The sequence below is a fragment of the Gellertiella sp. DMC107 genome (assembly GCF_056313605.1).
This window is the reverse complement of record NZ_JBQUZZ010000002.1, coordinates 406,148-427,001: the sequence shown is the minus strand read 5'-3', so window position 1 is coordinate 427,001 and position 20,854 is coordinate 406,148. Positions and strand designations below refer to the sequence as shown.

The 20,854-nt window shown below is 64.2% G+C and carries 20 protein-coding genes; 11 read left to right on the top strand and 9 right to left on the bottom strand.

The features are described from left to right. The first annotated feature begins 3 nt into the window (after nt 1–3). Entirely contained in the window at nt 4–2,283 is a 2,280-nt protein-coding gene (locus tag ACT54B_RS07470) for an NADP-dependent malic enzyme (RefSeq protein ID WP_476044009.1), read from the top strand. On the opposite strand, the gene ACT54B_RS07465 is transcribed toward ACT54B_RS07470, so the two are convergent. The 9 genes from ACT54B_RS07465 to sppA all read right to left on the bottom strand — a co-directional run bounded on the left by ACT54B_RS07465 (nt 2,265) and on the right by sppA (nt 11,153). After that, nucleotides 2,265–3,200, bottom strand: coding sequence for a LysR substrate-binding domain-containing protein (locus ACT54B_RS07465; protein WP_476044007.1), 936 nt, complete (start codon nt 3,198–3,200; stop codon nt 2,265–2,267). The genes ACT54B_RS07470 and ACT54B_RS07465 overlap by 19 nt on opposite strands. Before the next feature lie 307 nt (nt 3,201–3,507). Next, nucleotides 3,508–4,389: a l-ornithine N(alpha)-acyltransferase gene (olsB, locus tag ACT54B_RS07460; RefSeq protein ID WP_476044800.1), complete on the bottom strand. Its 882-nt coding sequence runs from the start codon at nt 4,387–4,389 to the stop codon at nt 3,508–3,510. Nucleotides 4,390–4,495: 106 nt separating this feature from the next. After that, on the bottom strand, nt 4,496–6,796 hold the full coding sequence (locus ACT54B_RS07455; RefSeq protein ID WP_476044006.1) for an ATP-binding protein: 2,301 nt from the start codon (nt 6,794–6,796) through the stop codon (nt 4,496–4,498). 54 nt (nt 6,797–6,850) lie between these two features. Next, the gene (gene lspA / locus ACT54B_RS07450; RefSeq protein WP_476044005.1) at nt 6,851–7,342 is read right to left on the bottom strand and encodes a signal peptidase II; all 492 of its coding nucleotides are present in this window, start codon (nt 7,340–7,342) and stop codon (nt 6,851–6,853) included. Then, complete coding sequence (locus ACT54B_RS07445; RefSeq protein ID WP_476044004.1) at nt 7,342–8,205, bottom strand: TrmH family RNA methyltransferase; 864 nt, start codon at nt 8,203–8,205, stop codon at nt 7,342–7,344. The genes lspA and ACT54B_RS07445 overlap by 1 nt, the downstream gene beginning before the upstream one ends. Beyond that, complete coding sequence (locus tag ACT54B_RS07440; protein ID WP_476044003.1) at nt 8,202–9,332, bottom strand: class I SAM-dependent methyltransferase; 1,131 nt, start codon at nt 9,330–9,332, stop codon at nt 8,202–8,204. The genes ACT54B_RS07445 and ACT54B_RS07440 overlap by 4 nt, the downstream gene beginning before the upstream one ends. Before the next feature lie 88 nt (nt 9,333–9,420). Further along, complete coding sequence (locus ACT54B_RS07435) at nt 9,421–9,741, bottom strand: LapA family protein (RefSeq protein ID WP_476044002.1); 321 nt, start codon at nt 9,739–9,741, stop codon at nt 9,421–9,423. A gap of 122 nt (nt 9,742–9,863) precedes the next feature. Continuing rightward, nucleotides 9,864–10,172, bottom strand: coding sequence for an integration host factor subunit beta (locus ACT54B_RS07430; protein WP_476044001.1), 309 nt, complete (start codon nt 10,170–10,172; stop codon nt 9,864–9,866). Between the two features lie 33 nt (nt 10,173–10,205). Continuing rightward, entirely contained in the window at nt 10,206–11,153 is a 948-nt protein-coding gene (sppA, locus tag ACT54B_RS07425) for a signal peptide peptidase SppA (RefSeq protein ID WP_476043999.1), read from the bottom strand. A 214-nt stretch (nt 11,154–11,367) separates the two neighbouring features. Between sppA and lptC the strand changes: the two genes are divergently transcribed. From lptC to arsB, 10 genes are all read left to right on the top strand, one after another. Then, the gene (gene lptC, locus ACT54B_RS07420; RefSeq protein ID WP_476043998.1) at nt 11,368–12,018 is read left to right on the top strand and encodes an LPS export ABC transporter periplasmic protein LptC; all 651 of its coding nucleotides are present in this window, start codon (nt 11,368–11,370) and stop codon (nt 12,016–12,018) included. Nucleotides 12,019–12,043: 25 nt separating this feature from the next. Further along, on the top strand, nt 12,044–12,583 hold the full coding sequence (locus ACT54B_RS07415; RefSeq protein WP_476043997.1) for an LptA/OstA family protein: 540 nt from the start codon (nt 12,044–12,046) through the stop codon (nt 12,581–12,583). Between the two features lie 15 nt (nt 12,584–12,598). Beyond that, a complete protein-coding gene (lptB, locus tag ACT54B_RS07410) occupies nt 12,599–13,393 on the top strand; it encodes an LPS export ABC transporter ATP-binding protein (protein ID WP_476043996.1) in 795 nt (264 codons plus the stop codon). A gap of 178 nt (nt 13,394–13,571) precedes the next feature. After that, a complete protein-coding gene (rpoN, locus tag ACT54B_RS07405; protein WP_476043995.1) occupies nt 13,572–15,116 on the top strand; it encodes an RNA polymerase factor sigma-54 in 1,545 nt (514 codons plus the stop codon). Nucleotides 15,117–15,339: 223 nt separating this feature from the next. After that, nucleotides 15,340–15,912 (top strand): ribosome hibernation-promoting factor, HPF/YfiA family, encoded by a 573-nt coding sequence (hpf, locus tag ACT54B_RS07400; RefSeq protein WP_476043994.1) that lies wholly within the window; start codon nt 15,340–15,342, stop codon nt 15,910–15,912. Between the two features lie 78 nt (nt 15,913–15,990). Continuing rightward, nucleotides 15,991–16,455 carry a PTS IIA-like nitrogen regulatory protein PtsN gene (gene ptsN / locus ACT54B_RS07395; RefSeq protein ID WP_476043993.1) on the top strand — a complete coding sequence of 155 codons (465 nt, stop codon included), beginning with the start codon at nt 15,991–15,993 and terminating at the stop codon, nt 16,453–16,455. 244 nt (nt 16,456–16,699) lie between these two features. Continuing rightward, entirely contained in the window at nt 16,700–18,673 is a 1,974-nt protein-coding gene (locus ACT54B_RS07390) for a methyl-accepting chemotaxis protein (RefSeq protein ID WP_476043992.1), read from the top strand. A gap of 140 nt (nt 18,674–18,813) precedes the next feature. After that, nucleotides 18,814–19,176 (top strand): ArsR/SmtB family transcription factor, encoded by a 363-nt coding sequence (locus ACT54B_RS07385; RefSeq protein ID WP_476043991.1) that lies wholly within the window; start codon nt 18,814–18,816, stop codon nt 19,174–19,176. 19 nt (nt 19,177–19,195) lie between these two features. After that, on the top strand, nt 19,196–19,720 hold the full coding sequence (locus ACT54B_RS07380) for an arsenate reductase ArsC (protein WP_476043990.1): 525 nt from the start codon (nt 19,196–19,198) through the stop codon (nt 19,718–19,720). After that, the gene (gene arsB, locus ACT54B_RS07375; RefSeq protein ID WP_476043989.1) at nt 19,720–20,751 is read left to right on the top strand and encodes an ACR3 family arsenite efflux transporter; all 1,032 of its coding nucleotides are present in this window, start codon (nt 19,720–19,722) and stop codon (nt 20,749–20,751) included. Before ACT54B_RS07380 ends, arsB begins: the two co-directional genes overlap by 1 nt. The last annotated feature ends 103 nt before the right edge of the window (nt 20,752–20,854 follow it).

Here is a 20,854-nt window from a genome sequence, read left to right as displayed (position 1 = left end):
TTCATGACCGAGCAGACGGGACGCACCAAGGCCACCGTGACCGAGCAGGAGGCGCTCGATTTCCACGCCCGGGGACGCCCCGGCAAGCTGGAAATCACACCGACCAAGCCGATGGCGACGCAGCGGGATCTCTCGCTCGCCTATTCGCCGGGGGTCGCCGTGCCGGTGAAGGCGATCGCCGCCAATCCCGCCGCCGCCTATGACTATACCGCCCGGGGCAACATGGTGGCCGTGATCTCGAACGGGACCGCCATTCTGGGCCTCGGCAATCTCGGGGCGCTGGCCTCCAAGCCGGTGATGGAAGGCAAGGCGGTGCTGTTCAAGCGCTTTGCCGATGTCGATTCCATCGATCTCGAAGTGGCCACCGAGGATGTCGACGAATTCATCAATTGCGTGCGCTTTCTCGGCCCCTCCTTCGGCGGGATCAATCTCGAGGACATCAAGGCGCCCGACTGCTTCATCATCGAGCAGAAGCTCCGGGAAATCATGGATATTCCCGTCTTCCACGACGACCAGCACGGGACCGCGATCATCGCGGCGGCGGGTCTCATCAACGCGCTCGAACTGACGGGCCGCGACTTCAAGACCACGAAGCTCGTCTGCAATGGCGCGGGTGCGGCGGCGATTGCCTGCATCGAGCTGATCAAGGCCATGGGTTTTGCGCCCGAGAACATCACGCTCTGCGATACCAAGGGTGTGATCTGGCAGGGCCGCACCGAGGGCATGAACCAGTGGAAATCGGCCCATGCGGTCAAGACCGACAACCGGACGCTCGCCGAAGCCATGCAAGGCGCGGACGTGGTGTTCGGTCTTTCCCAGAAGGGCGCCTTTACCGACGAGATGATCCGCTCCATGGCGCCGAAGCCGATCATCTTCGCCATGGCCAATCCGGACCCCGAGATCACGCCGGAAGCGGTGGCGGAAATCCGGGGCGACGCCATCATGGCCACAGGCCGCTCGGACTATCCGAACCAGGTCAACAATGTGCTGGGCTTCCCTTATATCTTCCGCGGCGCGCTCGACGTGCATGCCTCGACGATCAACGATGCGATGAAGATCGCCGCTGTCCGGGCGCTGGCGGAGCTCGCCCGCGAGGACGTGCCCGACGACGTGGCCGCCGCCTATCAGGGGCACCGCCCGCGCTTCGGGCCGCGCTACATCATTCCCGTGCCCTTCGATCCCCGGCTGATCTCGGCGATCCCGGTCGCGGTTGCCCGCGCGGCGATGGAGAGCGGCGTTGCCCGCAAGCCCATTCCGGATCTCGATGTCTATGCGCGGGATCTTTCGGCCCGGCGCGACCCCATCGCCTCGACGCTTCAGCGGCTTTACGAGCGGGTGCGCGCCAATCCGAAGCGCGTCGTCTTTGCCGAGGCCGAGGAAGAGCAGGTCATGCGCGCGGCGATCTCCTATGCCAATCAGGGGCTCGGCACCGCCATCCTGCTCGGCCGCGACGAGCCGATGCATGCGACCGCAGAGAAGCACGGGATCGATCTCAACCGCCCGGGCATCGAGGTGGTGAATGCCCGCATTTCCGACCGGGTGGATGCCTATACGGACTATCTCTATTCGCGCCTGCAGCGGAAGGGCTATCTTTACCGCGACTGCCAGCGACTGGTGAAGACGGACCGCAACCACTTTGCCGCCTGCATGGTGGCGCTGGGGGATGCGGATGCCATGGTGACGGGCACGACCCGAAACTATTCCACCGCCTTCGAGGATATCCGCCGCTGCATCGACCAGCGCCCCGGCCATCGGGTCATCGGCGTGTCACTGGTGCTGTCGCGCGGACGCACCGTCTTCGTCGCCGACACCGCCGTGCATGACATGCCGACGGCGGAGGAGCTTGCCGATATCGCCGAGGAAGCCGCCCGCACGGCGCGCCGCATGGGTTACGAGCCGCGCGTCGCCATGCTTGCCTATTCCACCTTCGGCCACCCGACCGGGGAGCGCTCGGAGCGGGTGCGTGAAGCGGTGAAGATCCTCGACCGCCGGCGCGTCGACTTCGAATATGACGGGGAAATGGGGGCCGATATCGCCCTCAATCACGAGCGGATGGAGCAATATCCCTTCTGCCGCCTCTCCGGCACCGCCAATGTGCTGGTCATGCCCGCCATCCACTCCGCCTCCATCTCGACCAAGATGCTGCAGGAATTGGGCGGCTCCACCGTGATCGGCCCGCTGATCGTGGGGCTCGACAAGTCGGTGCAGATTACCCAGATGGGCGCAAAGGACAGCGACATCGTCAACATGGCGGCCATTGCCGCCTATAATGCCGGGACCTGAACGGACGGGGAGCGCATGTGGGCGTTCAGCGCCGCCATGCTCTCCTCCAGCTCCGCCCTTAACCAGCGGACGAAGGCCGTGGCGGCCGGGCGCAACCGGCTGCGCCGGGGCGTGACGATATAGTGGGCCAGACCGGTTCGGACCCGCAGGGGGAAGGGCGCAACCAGCCGTCCCTCGCGAATGGCATCGCCGGCCAGCGTGTGCCAGGCAAGCATCACCCCCTGCCCTGCCATCACCGCATCGAGGCAGAGGGACGCCTCGTTCAAGCGATGCCCCACCTTCAGCGGCAGATCGGGAACGCCGGCTGCCTGCAACCAGCTCTTCCAGTCGAACATCGACCGTTCGTCGATCACCACGGGAAGGGCGGCAAGATCCGCAGGCGTCTTCACGCGCGCAGCCAGGGCCGGTGAGATCACCGGGAAGATTTCCTGCGCCAGCAGAAGCTCGCTTTCCACGCCCGGCCATTTTCCCTCGCCGACGCGGATTGCGAGATCCACGTCCGTGGCGCTGAGATCAACCAGCCGCGAGGTGGCGTCGATCCGCAAATGCAGGTCGGGATGGGTGGCGGAGAAGCGGTCCAGCCGGTGAACCAGCCAGCGCGCGGCGAAGACCGGCGCCACGGAAATCGTCAGGATCGTCGGGTCCGGGGAGCCGGCAAGCCGCACCCCATCGGAGAGATGCCGAAACCCCTCGGTCAGGCGGGCGATGAGCGGTTCGGCGCGGGCGGTCAGCACCAGTCCCCTCGGCAGGCGCTCGAAAACCGTGATCCCCAGTTGCGCCTCCGCCTTGCCGATCTGCTGGCTGACGGCGCCCGTCGACACGCCGAGCTCCTCGGCAGCGGCCTGCAGGGAGCCCAGCCGCGCCACCGCTTCCAGTGCCCGCAATCCGTTGAGGTGAACCCGGTTCAAGTTTCGCATATAGAAAAGCTAAACTCGAAGGTCATAAAACTCAATTGAAATTGCTTCATTGATAGAGAAAAACTGATTTCACGACAGAGCGTGAAGGAGTGGAACAATGCTTCTACCCATGGAATGGCTGGCCTGGTTGAAACAAACCGACGGGCCCGGTACCGACCTTGAGAGCACAGATCCCTTCCACCAGAAGGATATTATCCGGATGGATCTTCGGGCGCTCGGTGATCTGCCCTTGCAGCGGCCACAGGCTACCGCCGCCCGGCAAAAGAATGCTTGTCGGGCGGACTAAGCCTCCGGGAGGACAGTCAGGTCAGGCCGAGAAACGGCCCGCATCGGCACCGTAATGGCTGATGTAGCGGTCGGAGATGCGGTCGATCGGCAGCACGATCAGCACGTCGGTGGTGTTGAAGGCGCGGTCGATCACCGCGCCATTGCCCACCATGGCGCCAAGACGCAGATAGCCCTTCACCAGCGGCGGCATGGCGGCCAGCGCCTTGCGGCTGTCGGCGGGATCGAAGGGGTGGCGGTCGAGCGGCTCGAAGAGCTCGGGCCGGGCATTGACCGCCCATTCCCCGGTGGCCAGCACCTGATGGTGCAGGAAACCGAAGGCGAGCGCGTGCTCTGCGGGGTCGGTGCCCGGGAAGGAGGCGCAGCCGAACATGGCGTCCATGCGGTGTTTCAGGGCGTAGGCCCAGTTGCCTTGCCACAGCAGCTCCACCGTGCGCCGGGTGCGGTAGGCGGGAAGCACGCAGGACCGGCCCAGTTCCATGAACTGCTTGTCGGGATGGCGGGCCAGCAGGCTGTCGATTTCGAATTCCGACGCCGAATAGAAGCCGCCGCGACGCAGGGCAATTTCCTGGCGGAGAATGCGATAGGTGCCGACGATCTGGTCTTCCACATCGCCTTCGATCGAACGGTCGAGCACGAGCAGGTGATCGCAGATCAAGTCCAGATTGTCGAAATCGCGCCGGCGCGCCATGCATTCGGGTGAAAGCCTGGCCTTCATTTCCTCGACGAACACCTGAAAGCGCACGCGTTGCGCGGCATCGATTTCCTCGGCGTTGCGGGCAAGCCGGGTTTCGAGCGAACCGATACGGCCGAGAACGGGCTGATCGTCGCCGGAGACCGGCGGCAGGCCACGGGATATTTCCCTGTCTTCAAACTGGCCGTTCGGTGCCTGTTCGACAGTCATCATCAACTTCCCCCGGTTGCGAATAAGCGGGAGTTTAAACCATGGCAATGCGACAGGACAGTGACGAAGTTTGGGGGGACAGATCTGGCCGGCCGGCGTGCCACAGTCATCCCTCGCGCCGCTTGCGATGGCGGGCCAGCGATTTCTCGACGGCGGCCATGAGGTCCGCCGGCGGCACCGGCTTCGTCAGATAAAGTTCGGCGCCCCGCTGCAAGGCGCTCTGGCGCACATCGTCAGCCATCTCGCCGGAAATGACCAGGACCGGCACGTGGCCGTGGCCTGCGGCATCCAGCCTGCCGCGCAGTTCGGCGATGGTATCGCGGCCTGCCGTACCCGGCATGCCAAGATCGGTGAGGAGCAGGTCCGGCCGCCATCCGTCGGAGCCGGAGACGAGATCGGTCAGCGTATCGAAATCGCTGGCATGGTGCACGCTGTAGCCGGCCTTTTCCAGGGCGGTGCGGATCAGGAGAGCGTTCACCGGGTCATCCTCCCCGAGGAAGATGCGGCCGCGGATCGTCACGGGCGGTTGATCCGACAGAAGGCCAAGCGCCCGGTTGTCATTCACCGCCCCGCGCTTTTCCAGCCCGCGCAGACGCCCGTTCAGCACGTCGACCAGGGATTGCTCGCGCAGCGGCCGGATCAGCCAGGCATCGTAGGGACCGGCGATCCGGGCCTGACGCTGCTCGGGGTTGACGAGGAAGATCCGTCTCAGCCCGAGGGCTTCGGCACGGTCGGACGCCGGTCCGATGAAATCGTCTTCCAGGCGGTGGTCGACGATCACGTCCGTGAGCCGCCGTCCGCCAAGCTCCCCATGTCCCAAGCTTTCAAGAAGGTCGAAGCCGCTGTGGAACAACCGGCACTGGCCGCCCAGCGCCTCGATCGTGCGGGCAATGGCCTCCCCGGCGGGGCCTTTCGGGGCAAGGACCAGCGCCACCGTGTTGCGCACCGACCCCAGCCGCGATCCGTCGCCGGCTCCGGCCTTGCCCGCGACCAGCGGGATCGAGATCGTGAAGGTGCTCCCCACGCCCCGGGTGCTTTCCACGCTCATGCGGCCGCCGAAGGCTGCCACGATCCGGGCCGAGATGGCGAGACCGAGACCGGCACCGGCCGCGCGGGCCCGCGCCGTGCCGACCTGGATGAATTCCTCGAAAATGCGTTCCTTTTCCGAAGGCGTCATGCCCGGGCCCGTATCGCTGACGGCGATGACAAGGTCGGCATCCTTCACGGTGGTGGACAGGGACACGCCGCCGCGGCGGGTAAACTTGACCGCATTGCCGGCCACGTTGAACAGCACCTGCCGCAGCCGACCGGCATCGATCTCGATCGTCTCGGGCACGTCCGGGCCAATGAAGGAGGCGATTTCCAAGCCCTTGAAATGGGCGCGCGGAGCCAGCATCTCGACGATGCCTTCGATGAGGGCGCGGGGCGATTCCGTTTCCGCCCGCAGCGCAAAGCGCCCGGCTTCCATGGTGGCGAAATCGAGGAGATCCTCGACCAGATAGGTCAGCACCTGGCCCGACTGGCGCAGGCCCGCCACGTAATTGCGCTGGTCCGGATTGAGCCGCGACTTCTCCAGAAGATCGGCCATGCCGAGCAGACCGGTCAGCGGGGTCCTGATGTCATGGGCGACCGTGGCGAGCAGTCTCGACTTGGCGGCGCTTTCCCGCTCCGCCTTCCGGCGGGCCTCGTCGGCGGCATTGTTGGATCGGGTTTCCTCGGTAATGTCGCGCGCGACGCTTTCGGTCACCAGCGCTCCGGTTTCCGGCTGGCGGATCAGGACATCGACCCAGGTGAAGATCTTTTCTCCCTCGTCCGTCTCGATGCGGGCGACGAAGCGACCGGGCCGGGAACCGCCTTCGAAGCGGAAGCCTGCCTCTTCGCAGGTCATGCCTGCGGGTTCGGCAAGGCCGGTCATCTGGCGGAATGTGGCATTCGTTTCCAGGATCACGCCCTTGAGATCCCGCACCACGGCGAGATCGCCGAAGCTCTCATGGATCGAGGAAATCAGCGCGTGCCGCTCTTCCAGCGCCCAGTCGCGGTCGGCCTGCACCTGCCGCTCGGCGGCGACGGCGCGGCGGGCACGCGCCAGCCGCGTGCGCTCGACCACATGATAGGCTGCGAAAACAACGGCCAGCGTCAGCATGCCGCCAGCCAGCAGCAGGTTGCTCTGCTGCGCGCCGAAAGACAGGGACAGGGCACAGACGAGAAGGCCGCCGCCCGCGATCCAGAGAGCCAGCGACTGCGGCTCGCTGTCCGGTCCGCCCGCCGGCGATGGCACGGGGCGCTCCGCCTCGTCGGGCAGGAGATGCAGGAGGTCCCGACCGGTCGTTCCGTGGCCGACCTCATGCCGGTCCGGTTGCTCGAAGGCCGCAGACAAACGTTTCTTCAGCTGGTCAAGATCGCTCATGCCGCAAAGCTAGCGGTGAGCCGTTCCCGATCGCTTCAAGAAAACGCTAAAATTCTAGGCATCCGTATTTTTTTTGAGCAGGAGCTCATCGAGGATGACCAGACCCGCCCCGATGGTGATGAAACTGTCGGCGAGGTTGAAGACGGCGAAATACCAGTCAGCCGTATGGAAGAGGATGAAATCGATGACGTGACCGTACAGGAAACGGTCGATCAGGTTGCCGGCGGCGCCCGCAATGATCAGGGCATAGCCGGGATGGGCGAGAATGCGCCCCGCAGGCGTGCGTCGCCAGAGCCAGAGCACGAAGACGACGATGCACAGCCGCATACCCACGATGAACCAGCCATGGGCGTCGGCAAACAGGGAAAAGGCAACGCCCGTATTGTAGGTGCGGAAGAATGTCAGGAAGGGCAGCACCGGCATGCCGGCTTCGAAAGGCAGCATCCGCTCGACAAGGATCTTGGAGGCCTGATCGAGAAGGATCGCAGCCAGAACGAGGAGCAGGATCGGCCATGGCCGGGAAAAGGGAGACAAGCGTTCCGGCATCAGCGCTGGTCCAGCGTCAGCAGGTGACGACGCGCCTCGAAGAGCATCACCGCGGTGGCAACGGCCAGATTGAGCGAATCCGCCCGCCCCTGCTGGGGAATGCGGGCGAGCGCATCCGCTTCTTTCGCCAGCTCGTCGGGAAGGCCCGACTGCTCGTTGCCCATCAGCAGCACCACGGGCTTTGTCTTGTAATCGATGGTCCGATAATCGACGGCACCCGCCAGATGGGTGGCGACGACCCGGGCGCCTGCCCTTTTCTTCCAGTCGAGGAATTCGGAAACGCTCGCGCGGGCGATCGGTACGGCAAAGAGCGAGCCCATGGTGGCGCGCACCGTTTCCAGCGAGAAGGGGTCGGTCGTGTCGCCCACCAGGATGATGCCGGATGCGCCGGCCGCATCGGCGGTGCGGATGACGGTTCCGAGATTGCCGGGATCACGCACGCGATCCAGAGCCACATAGGTTTCGCCGGCTTTCGGACGGAAGGCCGACAGGGGCGACCAGCGCTGCTCGAAAACGGCGGACACCATCTGGGGATTGTCCCGCCGGGTGATGGAGCCCATCACCTTTTCGCTGACTTCCAGCACCAGCCCGCCGGAGGCGACGGTGCGGGCAGCGGCCTGTTCCACGGCGGGCTTGCCGCGCCCGGCCTTGGAATAGATGAGGGTGCGGATGGTCCAGCCGAGTTCCTGGGCATCGATGACCAGCTTCAGGCCTTCGGCAAGAAAGGTCCGGCTCTCGTCGCGATGCTTCTTTAGCGAAAGCGCCTTGATGTCCTTGATGATCGGATTGGCAAGGCTGGTGACTTCCTTGACCTGACCGACGCGGCGGGGGCCGCCGTCCTGTTCGTGACGCCTGTCGTTCATTTGGGCACCCAGCGGCTGAAGAGGGAAGTGGACAGCGCGCGCCCGTGCTCCTTGCCGGAGGGGCCGCTTTCGCGGATCACGAGTTCGCCCGATTCCACCACGCCGCCCCGCCCGCGCATGATCTCGCGCATGAGCTCGTGAATGGAATAGAAGCTCGCCCGGATGGAATAGGCGGTCAGCACAAGGCCGCGCGCATTCGGCGTGAGCAGGTCCCGGCAGATATCCAGCATCAGCGGGAGATGGTCGAAAAGATGCCAGACCTCGCCATTCGGTCCACGTCCGAATTTCGGCGGATCGGTGAGGATGATGTCGTAGCGGTTGCCTCGCCGTTCCTCGCGCAGGATGAACTTCATCGCATCCTCGCAGATCCAGCGGATCGGGGCGCGGTCGAGACGGCTCAGCGCCTGGTTCTCGCGGCCCCAGCCGATGGCTTTCTTCGAGGCATCGACATGGGTGACTTCGGCACCGGCCGCGGCGGCGATCAGCGAGGCGACCCCGGTGTAGCCGAAGAGGTTCAAAACCTTCAACGGACGCTTCGCCGCCTCGATTTCCGATTTCATCCAGCTCCAGTGAACGATCTGCTCGGGGAAGACGCCCACATGGCGGAAGGACGTGAAGCGGCCGTGAAAATCCACGTCCAGCAATTGCAAGGGCCAGGTCTCGCCAAGCGCCTCGCGGGGGAAGCGCCAGCGGCCCGCCCCTTCCTCGTCCACGTCGCCGGTAAAGACGGCATCGACTTTTTCCCAGACATGGGCGGGCAGCGAGGGCTTCCAGAGCGCCTGCCCCTCGGGCCGCACGATGCGGTAGGGGCCGTATTGCTCGAGCTTCAGCTGGTTGCCGCTGTCGATCAGGTGGAAATCGCCGGCACCGGGCGTTTCCAGAATGACCGGCACCCGTTCGGCGGGCCGTTCGCCGGTGCGATCCTTCAGCGGACGGGCGGGCGCCTCATCCTCGCGGGGACGCGCCGAGGCAACGGCACGGGGTTCTTCCGGGCGCGGTCCCTTCTTTGCACCCGTCGCCGGACGCTCTGCCGCAGAGGCGGCGCGCGGCGGTCTGGACGGCGATTTCGCCTTGCCGGCGGGGGGCGGAGCTTTGGCGGAGCCGGGCCGGCGTTCCCTGTTCTTCACGAGGCGGATCTTCTCTCTGACAATGTTCAGGCGGGGCCAATAGCACCGGAACCCCGGATTGGCAAAGCTTTCCCCGCAGGCGCGGCTTTCAGGCGCCGATCTGGCGCGGGGCGGTGCGGCTGGTGGAAGCCGCCTGCTGCTGCCATTTCTGGCTTTCATCCCGCAGCATCCGCGCGCGGCGGCGGTGCTTGCCCTGGGCGAACCAGGTGACCAGCGCCCCGAGCAGCATGCCGAGGATCAGGGCAGCGAACAGGAACACGAAGAACGGTGCCTCGATCCGCAACAGGCTGTCATCCGGCCGGAAGGGATTGAGCGCCATGGGAACGATGTGCCGGTTGGCCACCGAAAGCACGATCAGCACGATGGCGAGCGGAGCCAGGATCACGATGTTGAAAGCCTTGCGGATCATCCGGGATCTCCTTCTGCAACGGAATGGCGCCGGATCGAGCCGGCATGTTCCTGATCAGGCATACAGGAACCGGCGGCCGTGCCGCAAGCCTCGGCTCGGGCCGGGCGAGCGGGCCCTTTGTCTCAGTCGGAATCCCCGTCCTCGTCCGGCTGGCCGGGATTGAGCCGTTCGCGCAATTCCTTGCCCGTCTTGAAGAAGGGCACCCATTTTTCCTCGACGAAGACGCTGTCGCCCGTGCGCGGGTTACGGCCCGAACGGGAGGGGCGGTTCTTGACGGAAAAGGCGCCGAAACCGCGCAGTTCCACCCGGTTTCCGGCGGCGAGCGCATCCGTGATCTCGTCCAGCACCGCATTGACGATGTTTTCCACGTCGCGGTGATAGAGATGCGGGTTGCGAGCGGCAACGATCTGCACCAGTTCCGATTTGATCACGTTTTCCCCCAAGGAACAGTTTGTTCTTCTTTCTCAATCAACCTGCCAAACGGAGACAAGACCGTCAAGGAACAACTTGCCGCGCAGATAGGTGACGAAATCCGCCGGCGAGCGGCCCGCATCGAGGCCCGCGAGCCCGAAGGCCGTGCGCAGCAGCGAATGCATCCCGAAATAGCCGCCCTTGTCCTCCGGCTTCCATTCCTCGATCTTCAGCGTGTCGTCCACGCCCCGGCTCTTGAAATAGGCGAGGATCTCGTCGTCGCCGCCCAGCTTGTCGACGAGCTTTTCCTTGAGCGCCTGACGGCCGGTGAGGATGCGGCCATCCGCAAGCCGCAGCACTTCCGCGCGGGGGAGCTTGCGGCGGTCGGCCACCAGATCGACGAACCAGTCATAACTGTCCATGACCATGGTCCGGATCATGGTCTTTGCCTCTTCCGGGGGAGCATGGAAGGGCGACGGCTCCGCCTTCAGCGGGGTGGACTTGATCTCTTCCAGCGAGACGCCCAGCTTGTCCAGCAGCGGCTTGGCCTGCGGATATTCGAAAATCACGCCGATCGAGCCGGTGATCGAGGATTCGCCGGCAAAGATCGTGTCGCCGGCAACCGCCACCATGTAGCCCGCCGATGCGGCGAGCGTCCTGACATCGGAGACCACGGGCTTTTTCGCCGCCACCGCGCGGATGGCCTTGAAGATGCGCTCGCCGCCATAGGTCGTGCCGCCGGGCGAGGAGATGGAGACGATCAGGCCCTTGGCAGACTCCGATTCCTCGATCTTCTTCAGCCGTTCGAGCAATTCGGGATCGTCCTGAATTATCCCGCTGAGGTTGATTCGCGCGATGTGCGGCTGCACGAACCCCTTGTCCTCCGTGGCGAAACTGAAGATGCCAAAACCAATGATGGCGACCAGCAGCACCGCCGCAACGCGCCAGAACGTGACCTTTCGCCTCAGTTTGCGCCGGTCGGCAAGCAGCATCGGATCCATGCGGGGCCTCTTCGTTAGCATCGGAATTTATCACAGCAACTTTGCTGCGGCCGATTTTTAGTGTACATCGCGCTGGTAGCAAAGACATCGTTTATACGCCGCTTCAATTTTTCCATAATCGGAAGCCATGGAGGGCGCCCGATTGTGCAGGCCTCGCATCGAGGTCTCGTGATCTCTCAGTCGTATCAACTTTAAGGAAGTATCATTGCAGTTCATGGCACGCGGTCAGGTCATAAGGGGCAAGCTGCCCTTTGCGAACAGCTACGCGACGGCGATGGCGCATTCCCGCCGCGTCAAGCGTCTCAAGGTGCTGCTGCCGATCGTTGCACTGCTGATTTCGCTCGCCTTTATTGCAGTGTCGGTGGTGCGCGCCTATCTGCCGGAGAATATCGCCGTCGGCGGCGTGAAGATCGAGAACGGCAAGATCGTGATGGAAAAACCGGCGGTTTCAGGCCGCAACAACGAGGGCATCAGCTATACGATGGTGGCCGAGCGGGCGTTGCAGGACATCAAGAATCCGGATCTCATCACCTTGCAGACGATCAAGGCCTCCGTGCCCGTTTCCAAGGACGTCCTGGCGAGCGTGACGGCAATCGAGGCGCTCTATAACCGCGCCAAGGACGACCTGCAGATGACCGAGCCCTTCTCGATCAATCTGAACTCCGGCATCCGTGCGGAATTCCAGTCGGCCAACCTGGATGTGAAGGCAGGGCGGATGGAAACCACGAAGCCCGTTTCCATCAAGACAAATTCGGCATCGATTCTTGCCCAAAGCATGAAGATGACGGATAAGGGGCGCACTATTTTGTTCCGTGGCAAGGTCAAGGTTTCCATCGAAGCCGCCGCCGTGCACAAGCCGCAATAATGAAGGTCCTTCCATGGTGTTTCCTATGCCGCGCGCTCTTTTTCTGACCAGCCTCCTGTCCGCCAGCCTTTTCCTGGCGCCTCTTGCTGCCCTCGCCCAGGGGACGAGCAGCCAGATGGAGGGGCTGAAGCTTTCCAACGACAAGCCGATCCAGATCGAAAGCGACCAGCTGCAGATCAAGGAACAGGAAAAGATTGCGATCTTCGACGGCAATGTCAGCGTCATCCAGGGGACGACGTCGCTGAAGGCCGGTCACATGATCGTTCATTACAACAGTGGCGGCAAATCCATGACCGCCGGCAATACGGATATCAAGCGCATCGAGCTGTCCGGTGGCGTCCTGCTGAATTCGGGGACCCAGCAGGCCACCGGGGATACCGGCTCGTTCGAAATGGCCACCCAGGTCTTCACGCTGGAAGGCCAGCAGGTGGTTCTCAGTGACCAGCAGAACGTGTTCGTCGGCTGCAAGCTCACCGTGCAGGCCAATACGGGCGAAGCCCATCTGGAAGCCTGTGGCGGCCGGGTGCGCATTCAGCTGGATCCGAAAAGCCAGAAAAAGCAGTAAGGATAAATCCTCCCCGTGACCGCATCACCGTCCGGCAACCCCGAAAACAGGGCCGCCCCGCCGCAGCCCGCCGATCCCTCGCGCTATGAGGGAACGCTCATCGCCCGTGGCCTGACCAAGACCTATCGCGCCCGCCGCGTGGTGAATGGCGCCTCGCTGGTGGTGCGGCGCGGCGAGGCCGTGGGCCTTCTCGGCCCCAACGGCGCCGGCAAGACCACCTGCTTCTACATGATCACCGGCCTGGTGCCGGTCGATCAGGGCAGCATCCATCTGAACGGCCGCGACGTGACGAAGATGCCCATGTACCGGCGCGCCCGGCTGGGGGTCGGCTATCTGCCGCAGGAAGCCTCGATCTTTCGCGGGCTGACGGTGGAACAGAACATCAATGCGGTTCTCGAGGTGCATATTTCCAACCGCCGCGACCGGGAGCGCAAGCTTTCCGAGCTGCTCGAGGAGTTTCATATCGAGCGCCTGCGCAAGTCGCCGGCGGTCGCCCTGTCCGGCGGCGAGCGTCGACGGCTGGAAATCGCCCGCGCGCTCGCCAGCGATCCGACCTTCATGCTGCTCGACGAACCCTTTGCGGGCGTCGACCCGATTTCGGTTGCGGATATCCAGAATCTGGTCCGGCATCTGACCGCCCGCGGCATCGGCGTGCTGATCACCGACCACAATGTGCGCGAAACGCTGGGGCTGATCGACCGCGCCTATATCATCCATGCCGGTGAGGTGCTGACCCATGGCCGGGCCGATGAAATCATCAACAATTCCGACGTGCGCCGCCTCTATCTCGGGGACAATTTCAGTCTCTGAGACAGGCGGGCCGGCGCAATTGGGCCAGCCAGAGGCGCTTTAGGCGAAATTCCGCCTCCTAGCCCCTGCCCAGAGGATTGACCCGAACAGAAAAACAAGCAATTTTCGGGCCAGTTCATCACGTTCGTCGGAGCCTCCTGTTGCGTCTGGTTCCGGCACAGGAGTATCGGCGGCCATCATGGCTCTTTCTGCCAGCCTCTATCAACGCCAGAGCCAGTCGCTGGTGATGACCCCGCAGCTGATGCAATCCATCCAGCTGCTGCAGATGCCGCATCTCGAACTCCTGCAATTCATCGAGCTGGAAATCGAACGCAATCCGCTGCTGGAGCTTCTGACCGAGGACGAGCGCGGGGACGCGGATGCGGAGGGACGCGAGGAGCCGGAAGCGGCAGAGCGCAGCGTGCTGTCCGAGAATGGCGACCTTTCGGCGGAATGGTACGAATCGGAAAACACGGGCGCCGCCAGCGGTCTTTCGGAAGAAATGGACGCCAATTTCGGCGAGGCTTCGGGGCCGGAGGACGGCTATGCGACGGCCCGCTCGGAAGGCGCGCTGCAGGACGCCTGGAGCGGCGCGCCGGGCGAGGCCTTCGAGCCGGACGACATGCAGGCCGCCCCGCCGTCGCTGCTCGACCACATTCTGCAGCAGATTCCGCTGGCCTTTGCCCATCTCGCCGACCGGCGGGCGGCGGAGGCCTTTGCCGGTCTCATCGAGGACAGCGGCTATATGGACGGTACGGCCTTCAGCGACATGGCGGAACGGCTGGGCCTCACGCCCGAGCAGGCGGAGCTGATCCTGGCCGGTCTTCAGGGCCTGGACCCGCCGGGCATTTTCGCCCGGTCCCTCAAGGAATGCCTGGCCATCCAGCTTCGGCAGTTGGATCGACTGGATCCGATGATGCAAAGCCTGATCGATCACCTGGAGCTTCTGGGCAAGCGCGACTTCCAGAGCCTGAAGCGGCTCTGCCGGGCGAGCGAGGAGGATCTCTTCGCCATGCTGTCCGAAATCCGCCGGCTGAATCCCAAGCCCGGCAGCGGTTTCGGTGGCAGCATGGCCGAAGCCGTGGTGGCAGACGTGATCGTGCGACCGGGCCCCGACATGAGCTGGCTGGTGGACCTCAACCCCGCCACCCAGCCGCGGGTGCTGATCAACCAGACCTATCATCGCCGGGTGATGGTGGGGCGGCTGCGCCCGGATGAGGACCATCAGTTTCTCGGCAATTGCCTTCAGACCGCCAACTGGCTGGTGCGGAGCCTCGATCAGCGCGCCCGGACCATCCTCAAGGTGGCCGAGGAGATCGTCCGCCAGCAGGATGCCTTCCTGCTGCACGGCATCGATCATCTGCGCCCGCTGACCCTGAAAGCGGTGGCTGATGCCATCGGCGTGCACGAATCCACCGTCAGCCGGGTGACCTCCAACAAATATATGGAGACACCCCGCGGGGTGTTCGAGCTGAAATACTTCTTCACCGTCTCCATCGCGGCGATGGAGGGCGGCGACGCCCATTCGGCCGAATCGGTGCGAAACCGCATCCGCGCGCTGATCGCGGCCGAGAGCGCCACGTCCATTCTGTCGGACGACGACATCGTCGAGGCGCTCGCCACGGCCGGCATACAGCTTGCCCGGCGCACGGTGGCCAAGTACCGCGAGGCGATGAACATCCCCTCTTCCGTGCAGCGGCGGCGCGAAAAACTGGCCGAGGCGCGGCTCGGCGCTATCCGCTGAAGCCTTGTCCGGCAGGCCTTGCCCGTTAACAAGTCATTGACAATCGCCTCTGAACGAGAGTAGAAGCCCGGCCCGACGGCACTCGGCGTTCAAAACGGGACACGGAGCGCAAGCGATAGGAAGCCCATTACCGAAGATCGACTTCGTTGCGCGAAATACTTGGATGCGTTTCTGGGTTGGCGTAGACTGACCCTTGCAAATCACCAGGTAGAAGGGGAGTTCCATGAGCGTTCGTATAGCCGGCAAGCATATGGAGATTGGCGATGCATTCCGTCTCCGGATCGAAAGCCAGATTGCCGATGCCATCAAGAAGTACTTCGATGGCGGCTATTCCGGTCAGGTCATCGTGGAAAAGGCGGGTTCGCGCTTTTCCGCAGATTGCCGCCTCCACCTCGATTCGGGCGCAAACCTGCATGCGGCAGGGGAAGCGAACGATCCCCAGCTGGCCTTCGACATGGCCTTCGACCGAGTCGAAAAGCGCCTGCGCCGCTACAAGCGCAAACTGAAGGACCATCATCTCGGCGCCGGCAACGGCCATGTGGAAGTGGCCTATACGGTCATGGATACGGGTATCGAGGAGGATGAGGAAGCGCCGGATAATTTTGCTCCCGCCATCGTTGCGGAAAGCACGAAGAAACTGAAAACCATGTCCGTTGCATCCGCCGTGATGGCACTCGATATGACGGACGAGCCGGTGCTGATGTTCCGCAACCCGGGCAGTGAGCACCTCAACATCGTATATCGCCGCCAGGACGGCAATATCGGCTGGATTGATGCCGCAAACATCAAGGGCTGATCGGCTTCGGGCCGGGGTAGGCGGCATGCCGCCTACCCCGGCCCACAGGCCTTCCGGGCGGTGCGAAGGACCAGAAGAATGGCATTGGCAGATCTGCTGCAGGATGATGCGATCATCCCCGCGCTCCGGGTTAATTCCAAGAAACAGGTACTGCAGGAACTGGCCGCCCGCGCCGCGAAGATCACGGGCCTGCCCGAACGGGAAATTTTCGACGTCATCCTGCAACGGGAGCGGCTGGGCTCCACCGGCGTCGGCAACGGCATTGCCATACCGCATGGCAAGCTGAAGCAGCTGCACTCGATTGCCGGTGTCTTTGCAAGGCTGGAAACCCCGATCGACTTCGAAGCGCTGGACGACCAGCCGGTCGATCTCGTTTTCCTGCTGCTCGCGCCCGAAGGCGCCGGGGCGGATCACCTGAAGGCGCTGTCGCGGATCGCCCGCCTGTTTCGCGACCAGGATCTCGTGCTGAAGCTGCGCTCGACCGAATCGGCCTCCGCGCTGTATGCCTGCCTGACGCAGGAGCCGACCGTCAGCCCCGTCTGACCATCCCGAAAGGTTGAAAAATGATGCGGCCGAGCCATGCCCGGTCTCCGCTGGGGTATATTTATGCACCCTCAGGCATTCATGCCTGCAATCTCTCGGCATAGATGCGTATCTAAAATTTTAATAATCAGCCCTACTCTCCCTCCAGAGACGCTTCTGCGCACCCTTGCCGGCTCCGGCTTCCTTTGCGCCCTGTCACGACGAGCATGAAGCTCCCCAGTCATCCATTTGTTGGAGCAGGCGCATGCGCAATATACCGATCGCCGGGAAATTCCTGGCCATAATGGGCGTTTTCGGTGTTTTCTCGATCGCCAGTACACTCTATTCGGCGGGCGCCATGTCCGCCATCGACGCGGGCTATACGTCCCTGATCGAACGGTCGGACAAGGGGGCGATCTTCATGGCGAGAGCCAACCGCTCGTTGCAGGCAGCCCGGGCCTCCATGGGCGAACTGATCCTGGCGAATTCGCCGGAAGGCCGCAGCGTGGCGCTGAAGGAAATTGCGGCCAGCGTCGAAAGTTTCGGCAAGTTCACGGATATTGCCATCGGCGTGCTGCCTGAAAACGCTGCCCTGCCGCCCTTAAAGGCTCGCGGACTGGCCATCCTGACGCGCGACTGCGCTCCGGCGGTGGATGCGGCAAGGTCGACCAGCGGCGCTCCGGAAGGGAATGCGGCGGCGCTGTTTCTCGATGTCTGCCAGCCGAAGCTGAACGCCTTCTCGCCGGATCTGGTGCGCATGACCGACGCGATCATCCAGGCATCGACGGCAAAGTCGCAGCATATTTCCGACGATACGGCCTGGACGATCACCTCGACTTTCTGCGGGGTGCTCGCCGGGCTGGCGCTGGTGCTGGTCGCCGGCTATGGGGCGGTGCGCCGCTTTGTGGTCGCGCCTCTCCAGGGCCTGTCCGGGCAGATGAGTGACATGGCGGCCGGCGACCTGACGCTGGACGTGGCGGGGACGGACCGGCGGGACGAAATCGGCGGCATGGCGCGCTCGGTGGATGTGTTCAAGCAGGCCGGTCTTCAGGCACGGGCGGTGGCGAGCGCTGCCGAAGAGGCCCGCGCCGCCACCGAAACGGACCGGCAGCGCACCATGGCGCTGGAGCGGCAGCGGGCCGAAGATATGGCCGTGGCCACATCCGGCATGGCAGCCGGGCTGCAACATCTTGCCGGCGGGGACCTCAGCTTCCGGATTGACGACCCCTTCGCGCCGGACTTCGAGACCTTGCGGACGGACTTCAATGCGGCGGTCGCGCAACTGGCGGAGACCCTCAGCCACATTTCTGAGGCCACCCGGGCCATCGACAACGGCTCGCGGGAAATCAGGACCAGCGCCGAGGACCTGTCCCGCCGCACCGAGCAGCAGGCCGCGTCGCTGGAAGAAACCGCCGCCGCGCTGGACCAGATCACCTCCAACGTCTCCAGCGCCTCGAAGCGGACCGAGGAGGCCCGTTCCGTGGCTCTCGAGGCCAATCATTCGGCGCGGCAGTCGGGTATCGTGGTGGCCAATGCGGTGGATGCGATGGAGCGCATCGAGCAGTCGTCGACGCAGATCTCCAACATCATCGGCGTGATCGACGAAATCGCCTTCCAGACCAATTTGCTGGCGCTGAATGCCGGGGTCGAGGCCGCCCGCGCGGGCGAAGCCGGCAAGGGATTTGCGGTCGTGGCCCAGGAGGTGCGGGAACTCGCCCAGCGCTCCGCCCAGGCTGCGAAGGAGATCAAGGCGCTCATCCGCGCATCGGGCAGCGAGGTCGCCAACGGGGTGAAGCTGGTGAGGGAAACCGGCGACGCGCTGAAAGTGATCGAGGCGCATGTGGTGACCATCAACAGCCAGCTGGATGCCATCGCCACCTCCGCGCGGGAACAGGCCACCGGTCTGGTGGAGGTCAACACGGCGGTCAACCAGATGGATCAGGTCACCCAGCAGAATGCGGCCATGGTGGAGGAATCGACCGCGGCCAGTGCAGCGCTGGCGGCGGAGGCCCTGCGGATGCAGCACCTGGTCGGCCAGTTCCGGGTGACCGGCGGAGCGGTCGGATCCGCTCCCTCCGGCGCCGGGTCCCGCGGGGTGCAAAGGCCGGCAGCCGTGACGCCGCACAGTGCCGCGCCCTCGCCCGTCGCGTCGCCCGCCCGGCAGATGATGCAGAAAGTGGCGCGAGCCGTTGGCCTTTCGGCCCCAGCCGCTCCGGCCGAACATTGGGAAGAGTTCTGATCCCCGCAAGGGCAGTCCGACAGGGAAAACATCCCGCCATCCGCAGCCTTGCGGGTGGCGTTTTTCGTGAGGTCCGGCAACCGATCCTTCCGGAAAGCACCGCGGCTTGACAGCATCATGATATCCATTATTCTGGATATATGGATGAAAATGGAATCATAGCGGCGCTCGCCGCTCTCGCCCAGCCGACACGGCTTCAGACCTTCCGCCTTCTCGTTGCGCGGGAGCCCGACGGGGTTCCGGCCGGTGATCTGGCGCGGCACGTGGGCGTTCCGCAGAACACCATGTCGGCGCATCTGGCGATCCTGGCCAATGCCGGGCTGATCGCGGGGGAGCGGCAGAGCCGCTCGATCCTCTACCGCGCCGATCTCGAAACCTTTCGCAGCGTCATGCTCTATCTGCTGCAGGATTGTTGTGGCGGGAATGCGCGGCTTTGCGCGCCGCTGATTGCCGACCTCAGCCCCTGCTGCCCTGCCAAAGACACCGCTCCGACATCCTGCTGAACCGACGAAAGATCACGCCATGCCTCAGGTCCCGACCGTGCTGTTTCTCTGCACGGGCAATTCCGCGCGTTCCATTCTCGCCGAATCCATTCTTCAAGCCGAGGGACAGGGCCGCTTTCGCGCCTTCTCCGCCGGAAGCCAGCCGAAGGGTGCGGTGCATCCGCTGGCCCTCGAGACCTTACGGGCGCTCGGCTATCCGCATGAGGGTTTCCGCTCCAAGAGCTGGGACGAATTCGCCCTCTCGGGGGCGCCGGAATTCGATTTCATCTTCACGGTGTGCGACAATGCCGCCGGCGAAGCCTGCCCGGTCTGGCTTGGACATCCGATGACCGCCCATTGGGGGATCGCCGATCCCGCAGCCGTTGACGGCGCGGAGGAGGACAGGCGGCAGGCCTTTTCCGATGCCGCCCGCCACCTGAAGGACCGGATAGGCGCTTTCCTCGACCTGCCTTTCGGCTCCCTCGACGGGCCGGCGCTGCAGGCGAAGCTGAAGGAGATCGGATGCCTGGAGGGCGCCACCTCCGCCACGGGAAGGGGCGCCTGATGTCAAGGTTCGAACGGTATCTCACCCTCTGGGTCGGCCTCTGCATCCTGGCCGGCATCGTGCTCGGCCAACAGTTCCCCGCCTTCTTTCACGCCGTGGGGGCCCTTGAGATGGCCCGGGTCAACATTCCTGTCGCCGTGCTCATCTGGCTGATGATCGTTCCCATGTTGCTCAAGATCGATTTTGCCGCCTTGGCGGATGTCGGGCGATACTGGCGCGGCATTGGGGCGACGCTGTTCGTGAACTGGGCGGTGAAGCCTTTCTCCATGGCCCTGCTCGGCTGGCTGTTCATCGGCTGGCTGTTTCGCCCCTACCTGCCGGAGTCGCAGATCGACAGCTATATTGCAGGCTTGATCCTTCTGGCCGCCGCCCCTTGTACGGCCATGGTGTTCGTCTGGTCGAACCTGACAAAGGGCGAGCCGCACTTCACCCTCTCGCAGGTGGCGTTGAACGACGCCATCATGGTGGTTGCCTTCGCCCCCATCGTCGCCTTCCTGCTCGGCCTGTCCGCGATTACCGTTCCGTGGGATACGCTGGCTCTTTCGGTCGGGCTCTACATCCTCATTCCGGTCCTTCTCTCGCAGGCCCTCCGGCGCATGCTGGTCTCCGGGGGATCGGCGGTCCGCCTCGATGCGCTTCTGGGCCGCCTGCAGCCGCTTTCGCTGCTGGCCCTTCTCGCAACGCTGGTCCTGCTATTCGGCTTTCAGGGAGAGCAGATCCTGGCGCAACCCGCCGTCATCGGCCTGCTGGCCGTACCGATCCTGATCCAGGTCTACTTCAACGCCGGTCTGGCCTACCTGCTCAACCGTATCGCCGGCGAACAGCATTGCGTGGCCGGCCCCTCTGCCCTCATCGGCGCGTCCAATTTCTTCGAACTCGCGGTGGCCGCGGCCATCTCGCTCTTCGGTTTCCATTCGGGCGCCGCACTCGCCACCGTGGTCGGCGTGCTGATCGAGGTTCCGGTCATGCTGTCGGTGGTCTGGATCGTCAACCGCTCGAAGGGCTGGTATGAACGCGCGCCCGGCGGGTGACGCCCGAAGCCCGCATCAAAGCGGGTGGCGACCGCGCCGGCACAAAAAAATCCCGCGCCCTGCGGGGCACGGGATTTCGGGATAGGTCAGCCTTCGCTTACCG